Source organism: Streptomyces griseorubiginosus, assembly GCF_036345115.1.
In the GTDB taxonomy this organism is placed as follows: domain Bacteria; phylum Actinomycetota; class Actinomycetes; order Streptomycetales; family Streptomycetaceae; genus Streptomyces; species Streptomyces griseorubiginosus_C.
This window is the reverse complement of record NZ_CP107766.1, coordinates 4,293,998-4,309,525: the sequence shown is the minus strand read 5'-3', so window position 1 is coordinate 4,309,525 and position 15,528 is coordinate 4,293,998. Positions and strand designations below refer to the sequence as shown.

General features: G+C 72.5%; 6 protein-coding genes. 5 read left to right on the top strand and 1 reads right to left on the bottom strand.

The window, feature by feature from the left end; genetic code table 11:
- The first annotated feature begins 4 nt into the window (after positions 1-4).
- Genes OHN19_RS19445 through OHN19_RS19425 form a run of 5 tightly spaced genes read left to right on the top strand, consistent with a single transcriptional unit; the run spans position 5 to position 14,725 of the window.
- Positions 5-811, top strand: a complete 807-nt coding sequence (locus OHN19_RS19445) for a 4'-phosphopantetheinyl transferase family protein (RefSeq protein ID WP_330265400.1) — start codon at positions 5-7, stop codon at positions 809-811.
- The gene (locus tag OHN19_RS19440) at positions 808-1,740 is read left to right on the top strand and encodes a TauD/TfdA family dioxygenase (RefSeq protein ID WP_330265399.1); all 933 of its coding nucleotides are present in this window, start codon (positions 808-810) and stop codon (positions 1,738-1,740) included. The genes OHN19_RS19445 and OHN19_RS19440 overlap by 4 nt, the downstream gene beginning before the upstream one ends.
- Positions 1,728-3,020 (top strand): MFS transporter, encoded by a 1,293-nt coding sequence (locus OHN19_RS19435; RefSeq protein WP_330265398.1) that lies wholly within the window; start codon positions 1,728-1,730, stop codon positions 3,018-3,020. The genes OHN19_RS19440 and OHN19_RS19435 overlap by 13 nt, the downstream gene beginning before the upstream one ends.
- Complete coding sequence (locus OHN19_RS19430; RefSeq protein ID WP_330265397.1) at positions 3,004-13,716, top strand: amino acid adenylation domain-containing protein; 10,713 nt, start codon at positions 3,004-3,006, stop codon at positions 13,714-13,716. The genes OHN19_RS19435 and OHN19_RS19430 overlap by 17 nt, the downstream gene beginning before the upstream one ends.
- On the top strand, positions 13,709-14,725 hold the full coding sequence (locus tag OHN19_RS19425; RefSeq protein WP_330265396.1) for a serine hydrolase domain-containing protein: 1,017 nt from the start codon (positions 13,709-13,711) through the stop codon (positions 14,723-14,725). The genes OHN19_RS19430 and OHN19_RS19425 overlap by 8 nt, the downstream gene beginning before the upstream one ends.
- An 82-nt stretch (positions 14,726-14,807) precedes the next feature.
- On the opposite strand, the gene OHN19_RS19420 is transcribed toward OHN19_RS19425, so the two are convergent.
- The gene (locus tag OHN19_RS19420; protein ID WP_330265395.1) at positions 14,808-15,521 is read right to left on the bottom strand and encodes a DUF4097 family beta strand repeat-containing protein; all 714 of its coding nucleotides are present in this window, start codon (positions 15,519-15,521) and stop codon (positions 14,808-14,810) included.
- Between the last annotated feature and the right edge of the window lie 7 nt (positions 15,522-15,528).

Here is a 15,528-nt window from a genome sequence, read left to right as displayed (position 1 = left end):
CGCCATGACTGCTGAGACTGCCGAGTTCGAGCGGCTGCGGGCGCAGGACGCCGTCCACATCTGGCGGGGCCGCGCGCCGGACGCGCTGCTCCCCGAGGACGCCGGACTGCTCTCCGCCGCCGAACTCGAGGTCGTACGACGCCGGTCGCAGCAGGCCGCCGTCCGGTACGCGGGGGCACATGCGGCCCTGCGCCGGGTACTGGCCCACTACCTCGGCGAACCACCCGAGCGGATCAGGCTCGGGCGGCAGCCCTGCCCCCGCTGCGAGCACCCCGAACACGGGCGCCCGCGCATCGACTGGCCGCCCAGCGGCCTCGACTTCAACCTGTCCCGCTCCGGCGTGCACTGGCTGCTCGCCGTCGCCGCCGACCGGCAGGTCGGCGCCGACGTCGAGGACGGCAGGACCGTCGACGTCGAGGGCTCGTCCACGATCGTGCTCACCGACGACGAACTCGCCCACATGCGGGCCCAGCCCACCCAGGAACTCCGCCTGGAGGCCTTCTTCCGCTGCTGGACGCGCAAGGAGGCCGTGGTGAAGGCCTCCGGTGTGGGCATCGTCGCCGACCTGCGCACGATCGAGGTCCGCCCCGCCGCCCGCGGCCCGGTCCGCGTCACCCACGCCGAGCCGAACGGCCCGGACACCTGGACGGTGCAGAACCTGCCCGCTGGCCCGGGACTGTTCGCCGCGCTCGCCAGGGAGGCCGGCAGCACCGGACCGGTACTGATGCGGGACTACCGGCGGGAGATCCAGAACCCGCCCCACGACCACGAGCCGCTCGACCCCGAGAAGGAAGGAGCCCACGCCGTATGACCGCTGTCGAGTTCTTGGCGCCGCCGGGCACCCCCGGCACCCCCGTCCACAGCTACCTCCAGGAGAACCACGACAAGCTGCGCCGCGTCCTCGCCGAGCACGGAGCGATCCTGCTGCGCGGCTTCGAGGTGGGCGGGGTGGACGGACTCGACGGCGTGGTCCGCGAGTTCTCCCGTTCGGCGCCGCTCACCTACGCGGAGCGCTCCTCACCCCGCTCCACCATCAAGGGGCAGGTCTACACCTCGACCGACTACCCCCAGGGCGAGGAGATCTTCCTGCACAACGAGAACTCCTACCAGGCGGTCTGGCCGCGCACCCTGTACTTCTTCTGCATCGAACCGGCCCTCACCCAGGGCGCCACCCCGCTCGCCGACATCCGCGAGGTCTACCGCCACATCGACCCCGACATCCGCGACGAGTTCGCGCGGCGAGGCTGGCGCGTCGTGCGCAACTTCCACGCCGAGTTCGGCGTGCAGTGGCAGGAGGCCTTCGGCACCACGGACCGGGACGCGGTCGAGGAGTACTGCCGCGGCAAGGGCCTGGACCCGCAGTGGCGGCCGGACGGCGGACTGCGCACCACCGCCGTGCGCCGCGCCGTGCACACCCACCCGGAGAGCGGCGTCCCCGTCTGGTTCAACCACGCGACGTTCTTCCACGTCACCTCGCTGGCCCCGGAGGTCCAGGAAGGGCTGCGGGAGATCTTCGCCGAGGAGGACCTGCCCACCAACACGTACTACGGGGACGGCGGGCGCATCCCCGACGAGGTGATGGACCACCTGCGCGCGGCCTACCGCGCCGCGTCCACCCGCTTCGACTGGGAGCGTGACGACATCCTCATCGTCGACAACATGCTCGCCGCCCACGGCCGCGAGCCCTTCACGGGCCCGCGCAAGATAGCCGTCGCCATGGCAGAACCGTGGGAGGGCTGACCGGAGAGGATCCACAGGAGCCGGTCACCGCGCCCCCGCTGCGCGGGAACCGGGACTTCCTGCTCCTGTGGTCCGGGGCCGCCGTGTCCTTCCTCGGCACCCGGGTCACCGGAGTCTCGTATCCGCTGATCGTCCTCTGGCACACCGACTCGCCCCTGGTGATGTCGGCGGTGTCGTTCGCGGCACTGCTGCCCCTGCTGCTCGTGCAGCTGCCCGCCGGCGTCCTCGTGGACCGCTGGGACCGGCGGCGGCTGATGGCGGTGTGCGAGGGCGGCCGGTTCCTGGCGCTCGGGAGCGTGGCGCTCACCCTGGCCGCCGGACACTTCTCGGCCGTCCAGCTGGCCGCCGTGGCGTTCACCGAGACGAGCCTGGCCATCGTCTACCGGCTCGCCGAGCGCGGCGCCGTACGCAACGTCGTGGCGGCCGGGCAACTGCCCGCCGCCCTCGCCCGGAACGAGGCGCGCGGGCGGGCGTCGGTCCTGCTCGGCCAGCCCGGCGGAGTCGTCCTGCAGAGCGCGGCGCGCTGGGCCCCCTTCCTGTTCTCCGCGCTGGCAGGTCTGCTCTCCCTGGCCACTCTGCTGCTGATCAGGAAGGACTTCCAGGAGCGGCGCACGGCCACCCGCAAGCCGCTGCGGGCCGAACTGGCCGAAGGCATGCGCTGGTTGTGGCGGCGGCGGTTCCTGCGCGCCGCGCTCGCCTTCGTCGCCGGCAGCAACCTCCTGCTCCAGGTCCTGCCGCTCGCCCTGGTCGTCCTCGTCAAGGAGGAGGGCCGCGCGTCGGTCAACGTGGCCGTCATCGTCGGCGTCGGCGGCGCCGGCGGGATCGTCGGGGCGCTCAGCGGCGGTTGGTGGCAGCGCAGGACCCGGCTGCGCTCGGTGCTCGTCGCCGGACTCGGCACCTGGACGGTCCTGATCGCCGCCATGTCCCTCACCACCGAACCGCTCCTCCTCGGCGTGCTGTTCGCCGGTACCGGATACATCACCGCGGTCTTCAACGTCGCCGCGGCCGTCTACCAGATCCGCACCACACCCGACCGCCTCCAGGGCCGGGTCGCCGCCACCTCCCACCTCGTGGCCACGGGCGCGAACGTGCTCGGCGTCCTGCTCGGCGGCCTGCTCCTCTCCCTGGGGGGACCGGCCCCGGCCTTCCTGCTGCTCGCCGCCGCGATGGCCGTACTCGCGGCGAGCGCCGCCCGAACTCCCGCGCTGCGCGCCGAGGACTCCCCGACCGCCCCCCCGACCGTCGTCACGAAGGAGCCTGGGCATGAGCCCGCAACCTGACCAGGACCAGCGAAGCGCGCGACTCCGCGCCGAACTGCTCAGGCGCCGTCTCGAAGGCGGTCGGGCAGGAGCCGGGCGCAGAAGCATCGGCCACGCCGACCGGAGCGGCCCGCTGCGACTGTCCTGGGGCCAGGAGCAGATGTGGTTCCTGAACCGCCTGGAACCGGACAGCCCCGAGTACCTCGTGCCCCTGGCCCTGCGGCTGCGCGGCGACCTCGACACCACCGCGCTCGACCGGGCCTGGGACGGCTTCCTCGCCCGCCACGAGATCCTGCGCACCCGCTACGCCCTCGACGACGGCGAACCGGTCCAGATCGTCGACCCGGCGCGGCCGGCCCGGTTGGCCACCGAGGACCTGACCCGACTCCCGCGCCGGGAACGCGAGTCGGCGGTGCACGACCGGATCGCGAAGGCCTGCGCGGAACCCGTCGACCTCGCCCGGGAATGGCCGATCCGCGGACGGCTCCTCAAGTGCTCCGACGACGACCACGTGCTGATCGTCGTGGTGCACCACATCGCCTGCGACGCCTGGTCGGCGCACCTCTTCGCCCAGGACATCAGCGGACTGTACAGCGCCTCGGTGGGCATCACCGGAGCGGACCCCGCGCCCCTGCGGTTCCAGTACGCCGACTACGCGGCCTGGCAGCGCGAGCAGCAGAACACGCCCGCCGCCGCCAGCCATCTCGACTACTGGCGCACCCAGTTGGCCGGCCTCACCCCGATCGACCTGCCCACCGACCGGCGCCGCCCCGCCGTCCGCGACGCCACCGGCGGCACGGTGGCCCACGCCCTGACCCCCGAACTCACCCGCGCCGTACGCGACGTGGCCAAGCGCCACGACACCACCCCCTTCGCGGTGCTGCTCGCCGCCTTCCAGGCACTCCTGGCCCGCTACAAGGGACGCGAGGACGTCGCGGTCGGCACCCTCCTGTCGGCGCGCAACCGGCCCGAGTGGCAGCATCTCTTCGGATACGGCATCAACAGCGTGGTCCTGCGCGGACGGTGGGACGGCGACCCGACCTTCACCGAGCACCTCGCCGCGACCCGCCGTACCGTGCTCGACGCCTTCGAGCACCAGGATCTGCCGTTCGCCCGGCTCGTCACCGAACTGGAGCCCGAGCGCGACCTGTCCCGCACCCCGCTCTTCCAGGTCCTCTTCACCCTGCGCGAGGAGACGGTCGACGACTACCGGCTGCCCGGCGTCACCCTCCAGGCACTGGAGCCGGCCGCCGCCCCGGCCCGCTTCGACCTCTCGCTGACCATGAACGAAGGACGCGACGGCGCTCTCACCGCCCGGCTGGAGTTCGCCACCGCCCTCTTCGACCGGATCACGGCCGAGCGAATGCTCGGACACTACGTACGCCTGCTCACCGCCGCCGTGACCCACCCCGCCACCCGGCTCTCCCGCCTGCACGTCCTCGGCGCCGAGGAGCGGGCCGTGCTCGCGGGCGGTCCTGAGCGGGTGGAGCCGGTGACCCGGCGGGTTCACGAGGTCTTCGCGGCGCAGGTGGCGCGTACGCCGGATGCCGTGGCGGTGGTGTTCGAGGGGCAGGAGCTCTCGTACGCGGAGCTGGACGTGTGGGCGAACCGCATCGCGCATCTGCTGCGTTCGAAGGGGGTGGGTCCGGAGGACCTGGTCGGCGTCTGCCTGGAACGCGGCATCGAGCTGATGCCCGCGCTGCTGGGTGTGCTGAAGGCGGGGGCCGCGTATCTGCCCCTGGATCCGGCCAACCCCGCTGACCGCCTGGCGTACATCGTCAAGGACGCGAAGGCTCCGGTGGTGCTGACCACGGCCGGACAGGCCGCAGTTCTGGACGGGCGCTACGACGGCGATGTGGTCGAACTCGACACCGCAGCGGCCCTTCTGGCCGCCCAGCCCGGTACCGATCCCCTCGTCGGTGGCAGTCCGCAGAACCTGATCTACACGATCTACACCTCGGGTTCCACGGGCCGCCCCAAGGGCGTTGCCCTCACCCACGAGAACGTGGCGCGCCTCCTCGCACGCGGTCAGGAGCACTACGCCTTCGCCGAGACCGATGTGTGGCCGCTGTTCCACTCCTACGCCTTCGACGTGTCGGTGTGGGAGATGTGGGGTGCGCTGCTGCACGGCGGACGCCTGGTCGTCGTGCCGTTCGCGGTCACCCGATCCCCGGAGGAGTTCCTCGATCTGCTGGTCGAGCAGGGTGTGACGGTCCTCAACCAGACGCCGTCGGCGTTCCGTGCGCTGGTGGGTGCGGCCCGTGACGGGGATCCGCGCATCGACCGGCTGGCTCTGCGGGCTGTGGTCTTCGCCGGTGAGAAGCTGGAGGTCGCCGACCTCAAGCCGTGGACCGACCGGCTGGGGCTTGCCCGTACCGCCCTGGTGAACATGTACGGGATCACCGAGACCACCGTGCACACCACCTACCACCGGATCACCAAGCGGGACCTCGATCCGCAGGCGGGCAACCCCATCGGGCGCCCGCTCAGCGACCTGCGCGTCCATCTCCTCGACGGCAACGGGGACTTGGTGCCGATCGGGGTGCCCGGCGAGATCCATGTCGGCGGCCCGGGAGTCGCTCGCGGCTATCTGAACCGGCCCGGGCTGACGGCGGAGCGGTTCGTGCCCGACCCGTTCGGTCCGGCGGGTTCGCGTCTCTACAAGAGCGGTGATCTGGCGCGTCGGCTCCCGGACGGGAGTCTGGAGTTCGTCGGGCGTGCTGATGACCAGGTCAAGATCCGCGGTTTCCGCATCGAACTCGGCGAGATCGAGAGTGTGCTGGGGGCGCATCCGGGGCTGCGGGACGCGGTCGTGGTGGTGCGTGAGGACGTGCCGGGTGACAAGCGGCTGGTCGGGTATGTCGTGGCGGTCGGCGACGGTGAGGTGCCGGGTCTGGGGGAGTTGCGGGCGTATCTGTCGGCGTCGTTGCCGCAGTACATGGTGCCGGCCGCGTTCGTGCCGCTGGCCGCCCTGCCGTTGACGACGAACGGCAAGCTCGACAAGCGGGCGCTGCCCGCTCCGGAGGGTGTCGCGCTGGGCAGCGACCGGGCCTATGTCGCCCCCCGTACCGAGGTGGAGGTGCTGATCGCCGGGATCTGGCGGGACGCCCTGGGTGTCGAGCGGGTCGGTGTCGAGGACGGCTTCTTCGACCTCGGCGGCGACTCCATCAAGGCGGTGGCGCTGGTCGGCGCGCTGCGTGCGGCCGGACTCGACGTCGCCGTACGGGACATCTTCGATCACCGCACGATCGCCGGCCTCGGGGAACTCGTCGCAACACGGGGACGCGCCGTCGTCGAGGCGGCCGTGGCCCCCTTCGAACTGCTCGGCGTCGGCGACCGGGACCGGCTCCCGGCCGGGCTCGCCGACGCGTACCCGATGTCGCAGACCCAGATCGGCATGGTCGTCGACCTGCTCGCCCACGACCGGAGCGCCCACTACCAGAACGTCGCGTCCACACGGATGCGCGCCGAGGTGCCCTTCGACCTGGAGGCGCTGCGCTCCGCGGCAACGACGGTGACGGCACGCCACGACGTGCTGCGCACCTCTTTCGACCTGAAGTCCTGCTCCGTCCCCGTCCAGTTGGTGCACGGGGCGGCCGAGATGCCGGTGGCCGTGCGTGACCTGAGCGGACTGGAAGCCCATGAGGTGACCCGGAGTCTCGACGCCTTCCACGCCGAGGAGAAGGCCCGGTCCTTCGACCTCGCCGCACCCCCGTTGTTCCGGCTGACGGCGCATCTGCTCGCGGACGGCGGCTGGTGGCTCTCGGTCACCGAGTTCCACGGCATCGTCGAAGGCTGGAGCTACCACTCCCTGATCAAGGAACTCCTGTCCTGCTACGGGCAGTTACTCGGCTCCGGGGAACCGGAGCCGTATGTCGCACCGGGCGTCCGCTTCGCCGACTCCATCGCCGGTGAACTCCGCGCGCTCGCGTCGGACGAGGACCGCGCGTACTGGCGCCGGACCGTCGAGGCGTACCCGAAGTTCACCCTCCCCGCCGGTTGGGGCGCTCCGGACCAGCCCGTCGAACATTTCTGGGTCTCCGTACCCTTCGGCGATCTGGAGGACCGGCTGCGGGCCCTCGCGGCCCGGGCGGACGCCTCGCTCAAGAGCGTCCTGGTGGCCGCGCACGGCAAGGTCCTGAGCCTGCTCACCGGCCTGCCCGCCTTCACCGGCGGTGTCGTGGTGCACACCCGTCCCGAGACCGCCGACGCCGACCGCGTTTACGGCATGCATCTCAACACGGTGCCCTTCGTCTTCGACCGCGGGGCGCGGACCTGGCGCCAACTGGTCGGCCGGGCCTTCGAACGGGAGGCGGGGCTCTGGCCGCACCGCCGGTTCCCGATGCCGGAGATGCAGCGCATGGCGGGTGGGCAACGGCTCGTCGACGTACTGCTCAACCACGTGGACTTCGATCGGCTGGAGAGCGAAGCGGTCGATCTGGACAGTCTGATGGCGCCGGGTACGACGGAGTTCGACCTCGCGGTCACCACGGTGTCCCGGCACATCGGCCTGAAGACCAACACCCGGGTCCTGACCCGCCGGAACGCGGGCAGGATCGCGGACCTGTACCGACGGGTGCTCGAAGCGATGGCGGCGGACCCGGACGGGGACGCGGCCGAGGTGTTTCTCGCCCCGGAGGAGCGCGAGCTGCTGGAGCGGGTCAACGAGACGGGGTTCGAGGCCGAGACGGCTTCTGTGCTGGAGTTGTTCGAGGCGCAGGCGCTGCGGACCCCGGAGGCCACGGCGGTCCGGTCCAGCGAACTGAGCCTTTCCTACGGCGAGTTGGACGCGCGGGCGAATCAGATCGCACACTTCCTGCGGGGACGTGGGGTCGGTCATGAGTCGCGGGTGGCCGTGCTGCTGGACCGTGGTCCGGAGCTGATCGCGTCGCTGCTGGGTGTGTGGAAGGCGGGCGCGGCCTACGTGCCGATCGATCCGTCGTCCCCGGCCGAGCGGGTCGCGGCGATCGTGGAGACCTCGGGCGCTCTGGTGGTCCTGGATGACTCGCGGGCGTCGGTGGCAGACCTCCCGGTGACGGCACCGGATCGGGTCGATGACCTGGACCGGTTGGCGTACGTCATTTTCACGTCGGGTTCGACGGGGACGCCGAAGGGCGTCGAGATCGCGCACCGCGGTCTGGTCAACCATGTCGCTTGGGCGGCACGGGAGTTGGCCTCGCAAGGGTCGGGTGGGGCGCCGTTGTTCTCGTCGGTGGCGTTCGACCTGGTGGTGCCGAATCTGTGGGCGCCGCTCGTCGCCGGGCAGGCCGTGCACACGGTGTCCGGGTCGGTCGACATGGCTGATCTCGGTGCGCACCTGGTGCGGCAGGGCCCGTACAGCTTCATCAAGCTCACCCCGAGCCATCTCGACGTGCTCTCCCTCCAGCTCACGCCGCCCGCCGCCGCCGCGCTCGCGCCCGTCCTGGTGGTCGCCGGAGAGGCCCTGTCGCGAGGCACGGTCGAGAGGTGGCGTGCCCTCGCACCCGAGACCAGGCTCATCAATGAGTACGGTCCGACCGAGGCTTCTGTCGGGACCTGCGTCTACCCGGTGTCCGAGGCACTGCCCTCGGAGGTCGTGCCGATCGGCCGCCCCACCCCCAACATGACGATGTACGTCCTGGACGCTCTGCTCCAGCCCGTTCCGGTGGGTGTGGCGGGGGAGTTGTACGTCGGCGGCACCGGAGTGGCCAGGGGCTACGCGAACCGCGCCGACCTGACCGCCGAGCGGTTCCTGCCCGACCCGTACGGGCCCGCCGGGTCGCGGTTCTACCGCACCGGTGACCTGGTCCGGCGGCGGGCGGACGGGAACGTGGAGTTCCTGGGCCGGCTGGACGACCAGGTCAAGATCCGCGGCTACCGCATCGAACTCGGCGAGGTCCAGGGCGTCCTGGCCGCCCACCCCGCCGTACGCGAGGCGTTCGTGACGGTGCACCACACGGACACCGGCGACAAGCAACTCGCCGCCTACTACACGAGCGCCGACGGGGGGCCCGTCGAGGACCTGGCCGCGTTCTGCGGTCTGCGGCTGCCCGACTACATGATCCCGGCCACCTTCACCCCCCTGGCCGCCCTCCCGCTCAACGCCAACGGCAAGATCGACCGCCGCGCCCTGCCCACCCCCGGCCCGAACGCCACCTTCGCCCGCCCCTACACGGCCCCCCGCACCCCCGTCGAGGAGCGGTTCGCCGCTGTCTGGTGCGAGGTGCTGGGGATCGACCGGGCCGGGGTCCAGGACAGCTTCTTCGACCTCGGCGGCGACTCGATCCGCGCCGTCGCTCTCGTCGGCGCGCTGCGGGCGGAGGGCCACGACCTCGACGTACGGGATGTCTTCGACCGCCGTACGATCGCCGCGCTCATCGCACTCGTCGCCGATCGCGCGCCGGCCGTCGTCGAGGCGGCCGTGGCCCCCTTCGCACTGCTCGGGCCCGATGACCGGGACCGGCTCCCGGCCGGGCTCGCCGACGCGTACCCGATGGCGCAGACCCAGATCGGGATGGTCGTCGAGATGCTTTCCGACGCGAGTCTGCACCGCTACCACAGCGTGTCCTCGTTCCGGATCCGCGACGAGGAGCCCTTCGACGCCACCGCGCTGCGAGCGGCCGCCCGGGCCGTCGCCGCACGCCACGAGGTGCTGCGCACCTCGTTCGACCTCAACTCCCTCTCCGTGCCCGCGCAGTTCGTGCATCCAGAGGCCGAGATACCGGTGTCCGTGCACGCCTTCCCGGCGGGGCCCGACGCCGAGGGCGTTCAGCAGGCGCTCCGTTCCTTCCAGGCCGACGAACGCTCCCGCCCCTTCACCCTCACGGCCGCACCCCTGCTGCGCCTCGCCGCGCACCCGGAGGCACACGGTGCCTGGTGGCTGTCGATGACGCGCTGCCATGCGATCACCGAGGGGTGGAGCCACTACAACCTCCTCATGGAACTCCTGGACTGCTACCGGCAGTTCCGCGACGCCGGCACCCTCCCCGAGACGCCGTCAGCGCCGGGGATCCGTTACGCCGACTTCATCGCGACGGAGCTCCGCGCGCTGGCCAGTGCCGAGGACCGCGCCTACTGGGCGGGCGTCGTCGAGGACCACCCCAAGGTCGCGCTCCCGGCCGGCTGGGGAGACCCCGGACGGCCGCCGGGGGAGCGGGTGCGGCGCCGGGTCGCGGTCTCCGACCTGGAGCCCGGTCTGCGGGCGCTCGCGGTCCGCGCGCAGACGTCCCTCAAGAGCGTGCTGCTCGCCGCGCACCTCACGGTGCTCGGTGCCCTCACCGGCGAGAACTCCTTCTCCACCGGGCTCGTGTGCGACGCCAGGCCCGAAGCGGTCGGCGCGGACAAGGTGCACGGGATGTACCTCAACACCGTGCCTTTCCCCCACAACCGGGCGGCAGCGGGGGGAAGTTGGATCGATCTGGTCCGTGCCGTCTTCGCCACGGAGGTCGGACTCTGGCCGCACCGGCACTTCCCGATGCCGGAGATGCAGCGGACGGCGGGTGGCCGCCGGCTCGTCGATGTGTCCTTCAACTACCTGGACTTCCGTCAGGTTGACACCGAACGGGTCGAGGTGGCGTCGACGCTCGCCGAGGGCGGCACGGAGTTCGACCTCGCCGTGACCACACTGGCCGGACACCTGGCCCTGAGCAGCCGCGCGGGCGTCCTCGGCGAAGCCGACGCGGACCGGCTCGTGGACATGTACCGGGGCGTCCTGGAAGCGATGGCGGCCGACCCGGACGGCCCGGCGGACGACATCTGCCTCGCGGCGGCGGACCGGTCGCTCCTCGACGCCCTGCACACCCCGGCGCACGGCGAAGCGGCCCCGGACCTGCTGCCCGACCTCTTCGAGGCGCAGGCCCTCCGCACCCCGGACGCGGTGGCCCTCGTCCACGGCCGTACGACCGTGCGGTACGGCGAGCTGGACGCCCGCGCCGACCGCATCGCCCGCCTGCTGCGCGCCCGGGGAGTACGCACGGGCACGCCGGTCGGGGTCCTGCTGACCCGTGAACCCGACCTGGTGGCGTGCCTGCTCGGGGTGTGGAAGGCGGGCGGGGCGTACGTGCCGCTCGATCCCGCGGCGCCCGGTGAGCGACTGCGCTTCATGCTCGCGGACGCACAGGTGCACACCTTGCTGACCCGGCGCGAGCACCTCCCGGCGGGTCTGCGCCACACGGGCGCGGTCTTCCTCGAAGAACCGGAGACGGAAAAGGAAGAGGAGACCCGTCCCAGCAGGCCCCGAGCCGTCGTGCCGCCCCGCACCACGGACCCCGATCACCTCGCCTACATCATCCACACGTCCGGCTCCACGGGCCGCCCCAAGGGCGTGCAGATCACCCACCGGGGCATCGCCCACCGGGTGGCCTGGTCCGTGCGCGAACAGGGCATCGGCCGGCACGACCGCGTCCTGCAGAAGACGTCGGTCGGATTCGACGCGGCCGGCTGGGAGCTGTTCGCCCCGCTGATCACCGGCGGCACCGTGGTCCTGGCCCCGCCCGGCGTCGAACGCGACCCGCAGGCGCTGCTGCGGGCCGTCGCCGACCATCGTGTGACGGTCCTCCAGGTGGTCCCCTCGGTGCTGCGGCTGCTGACCGGCACAGCGGGCTGGGAAGCGTGCACACAGCTGCGGACGGTGTGCTCGGCGGGGGAGCAGCTGGACGGTGAACTCGCCGACCGAGTCAGGAGGTTGCGGCCGGGTCTGGAGCTGTGGAACACCTACGGACCCACCGAGTGCGCCGTCGACGCCACCGCGCACGCCGTCCCGGACCCGGTGGCCGACGCCCCGGTGCCGATCGGCCGGCCCCTGCCGCACGGGGGCGTGCAGATCCTCGACCCCGGCCTGCGACGGGTGCCGGTCGGAGTGGCCGGGGAACTCCACGTCGTGGGCGCCGCCCTCGCCCGCGGCTACGCGGGACGCCCCGACCTGACCGCCGAGCGCTTCGTGCCCGACCCGTACGGCCCGCCGGGCGCCCGCATGTACCGCACCGGCGACCTGGTGCGGATCGCCCCGGACGGAATTCTCGTGTACGTGGGCCGCACGGACGACGAGGTCAAGATCCACGGAGTCCGGGTGGCCCCCGCCGAGACCCGCACCGCGCTGCTCGCCCTGCCCGGTGTACGGGACGCCCTGGTGCTGCCCCGGCAGGCCCCCGACGGCAGCGGGCAGCGACTCGTCGCGTACGTGGTGGCGAGCGGGCCGGCCGACGGCACCGCACTGCGGCAGCAGCTCGCCGGCCGGCTGCCCCCGGCCTTCGTACCCACCGCGTTCGTGCCCCTGGACCGCATCCCGCTCACCGTGAACGGCAAGCCGGACCGCACCGCCCTGCCCGCGCCCGAACCGGCCGCCGACCGTGAGTACACGGCCCCCGCCACGCCCGTCGAGCGCGCCCTCGCCGAGATCTGGTCCGAGGTGCTCGGTCTCGAACAGGTCAGCGCGCGCGACAACTTCTTCGACTACGGCGGGGACTCCCTGCTGGTCATCAAGGTCATCGGCGCGGCCCGCAGACGCGGGCTGCCCGTGTCCCTGCGGATGCTGTACGAGTACGACACCCTGGCCGACCTGGCCGGCGCCGTCGACTCGCTGACGGAAGGACAGGACATGACGCCCGACGCACCACCGGCGCCCACCGCGCGCCCCGCGCCGGCTCTCCCGCACATCTCCAGGGCGGGCCTGGAGGACGTCATGGCGGCCCACCGCATCCCCGGGGTCGCGGTCGCCCTGCTGCGCGGCGGCGAGGTGGTGTCGGTCGAGGGCTACGGGGTCACGGCCGCCGACCGCCCGCAACCGGTCACCCCGCGTACCGCGTTCCAGGTCGCGTCGGTGAGCAAGCACGTCACCGTGCTCGCCGTCCTGCGGCTGGTGGCCGAGGGCGAGCTGAACCTCGACGGTGACATCAACCGCCACCTCACCGGCTGGCAGGTCCCGGACGGCGCCCGCATCACCCTGCGCGAACTCATCAGCCACCAGGGCGGCCTCAGCCATGTCCCGCCCACCAACTTCCTGCCCGGCGAACTCATGCCGACGGTCCCCGAGATCCTGCACGGCCGTCCGCCCGCCACCAACGAGCCGGTCCGGGCCGTGCACCCCGCGGGCACCACGTTCAAGAAGAGCAACATCAACTTCTCGGTCCTCGAACAGCTGCTCCTCGACGTGACCGGTGAGCCGTTCGGCGTGATGATGCGTCGCCTGGTCCTCGACCCGCTCGGTATGGCCGACAGCACCTTCGACCAGGGGCACCCGGCCGTCGCCGCCCGCCCCGTCGCCATCGGCCACGACACCGAGGGCGAGCCGATACCGGGCCGCTGGCGGGTGCGCAACGAGGTCGCGGCCGGCGGCCTGTGGGCGAGCGCCGAGGACCTCACCAAGGTGTCCCTGGAGATCCGCCGGGCCTACCTCGGCGAGCCCGGCACCCTCATCGGCCGCCCGCTGGCCCAGCAGATGCTGACCGTCTGGCACCCCGGCAGCTTCTACGGCCTCGGCACCGTCCTGGACACCACGGGCGGCGACGTGGAGTACGGACACGGCGGCCGGACCGTCGGCTACCGGGTCGGCACCTTCACCCGCGTCGACAGCGGGGAGGGCCTGATCGTGCTGACCAACTCCGAGAACGGCAAGCACGCGAACACCTTCGTCGCCGACGCCGTACGGCGTGCGGACGGCGGGCTCGGCACCGGTGAGGCGATCGCCGCCTGGGCGAACGGCACCGACGAGCCGGTCGAGCCGGCGGCGGCCCGTGCGTGAGGGGACGGCCGGGCGGCTGCGCCGGGCCGTCGGGCAGCGCCCGGACGGCGAGGCCACGGCCGTGCTCGTACACGCCGAGGGACCCGCGGGACCGTGGTCGGCCGCGGCCGGGGTCGCCGATGTCACCACCGGCGAACCGGCCCGGCACGAGCACCGGTTCCGGATCGGCGGGGTGACCAAGACCTTCCTCGCCGCGACCGTCCTCGCCATGGCCGAGGACGGCCTCCTGGACCTCGACGAACCCGTCGACCGGCAACTGCCCGGCCTGCTGCGGGCACCCGTCACCACGCGCCAGCTCCTCGACCACACCAGCGGCCTGGCCGACGAGAGCGACGTCCGCTACAACGACACGCCCTGGTTCCTGCGCCACCGCCTCGACACGTTCACGCCCGAGCAGTTGCTCGCCCGGCCGCTGCGGCAGCCGCTCGACTTCGCTCCCGGCACGGCCCAGCAGATCACCCGCGCCAACTACGTCGTCGTAGGCCTGCTCGTCGAGCGGGTCGGCGGACGCGGTTACGCGAAGGAGATCGAGGAGCGGGTCCTGCGGCCGCTCGGGCTGGACGCCACCACGCTGCCCGGCACCGACCCCGCCCTGCCCGCACCGCACCTGCGCGGGTACGAGGACGGCCTGGACATCACCGAGCACAGTCCGACCATCCACGGCGCCGCGGGCGAGATGATCTCCACCGTGCCCGACCTGGACCGCTTCCTGACCGCGCTCCTCGGCGGTGAACTCCTCGGCGAACAGGCCCTCGCGCAGATGTTCCGGGTGCCGGACGTCCCGTACGTCAAGGGCGGGCCGGCCTTCTGCGGGGCCGGCCTGGACAGCATGGTGCTGCCCGGCGGCACCACCGTGTGGGGCATGGCGGGCGTGGTGCACGGCTACCTGGCCGGGATCGGCGCCACCCGCGGCCTCGGGCACCGCGTCGTCTACATGATGGCCCCGCGCACCCGGGGCACGCTGCGGGTGCCGCCCGCGGTGCAGTCGATCCTCGCGGCGGCCTTCTGAACGACGGCGACGGGCCGGGCACCTCCCCCGATCAGGGAGTGCCCGGCCCGTCGCCGTCACCGTGCCGCGATGCCGCCGGGGCTCAGCCCGCGGCGCTCAGCCTGACGTCGCCGCCGTCCGTGTGCAGCGTGATCTTGCGGGCGGCGGCGGGGTCGGTCTTGATGTCGACCTTCGACGAGCCGCCGTTGCTGGTGGCCTTGACCGCGTACGCCTCGGCACCCGGCACCTGCACCGACACGTCGCCGGCCCGGGTGTCGATGTCCACGGTGTCCGGCGCCGTGGTGAACCGGGCGTCGATCGCGCCGCCGTTGCCGTCCACGGTGAACCGCTTGGAGGTGACCCGGTCCGCGGTGACCTTGCCCCCGCCGGACTTCACCTCGAGGGCGCCGGCGAGCCCGGACACCGACACGTCCCCGCCCTTGCTGTCCAGGACGGCCGCGAGCGCCTTCGGCACCTCCACGGTGTAGTCCACCGTGCACTTGGAGGACCCGCCGTCCTCGAGGCAGCCGTCCCCGGGGGTCAGCAGCAGCGTGCCGCCCCGCGTGGTGTGCTCCGTCTCCGGCTTGTCACCGCTGTACGTCACCTTCTCGGTGACCCTGACCTTGGTGCCGTCACCGGCGACGACCTTGATGTCACCGCCCGGGGTCCGCACGTCGAGCGCCGACACCGTCCCCTTCACGTCGTACGAGGTGCTCGTGCTCTTGGATCCCTCCTGACCGACCTCGCAGCCGGTGGCGAGCACGCCGGCGGCGAGCGCGAGGACGGCGGCGGACAGGTGGCGGACGCGGAGCTTCATGATGGCC

Coding starts and splice junctions, on each gene's coding strand:
- OHN19_RS19445 (WP_330265400.1), top strand. CDS start 5: ATGACTGCTGAGACTGCCGAGTTCGAGCGGCTGCGGGCGCAGGACGCC.
- OHN19_RS19440 (WP_330265399.1), top strand. CDS start 808: ATGACCGCTGTCGAGTTCTTGGCGCCGCCGGGCACCCCCGGCACCCCC.
- OHN19_RS19430 (WP_330265397.1), top strand. CDS start 3,004: ATGAGCCCGCAACCTGACCAGGACCAGCGAAGCGCGCGACTCCGCGCC.
- OHN19_RS19420 (WP_330265395.1), bottom strand. CDS start 15,521: ATGAAGCTCCGCGTCCGCCACCTGTCCGCCGCCGTCCTCGCGCTCGCC.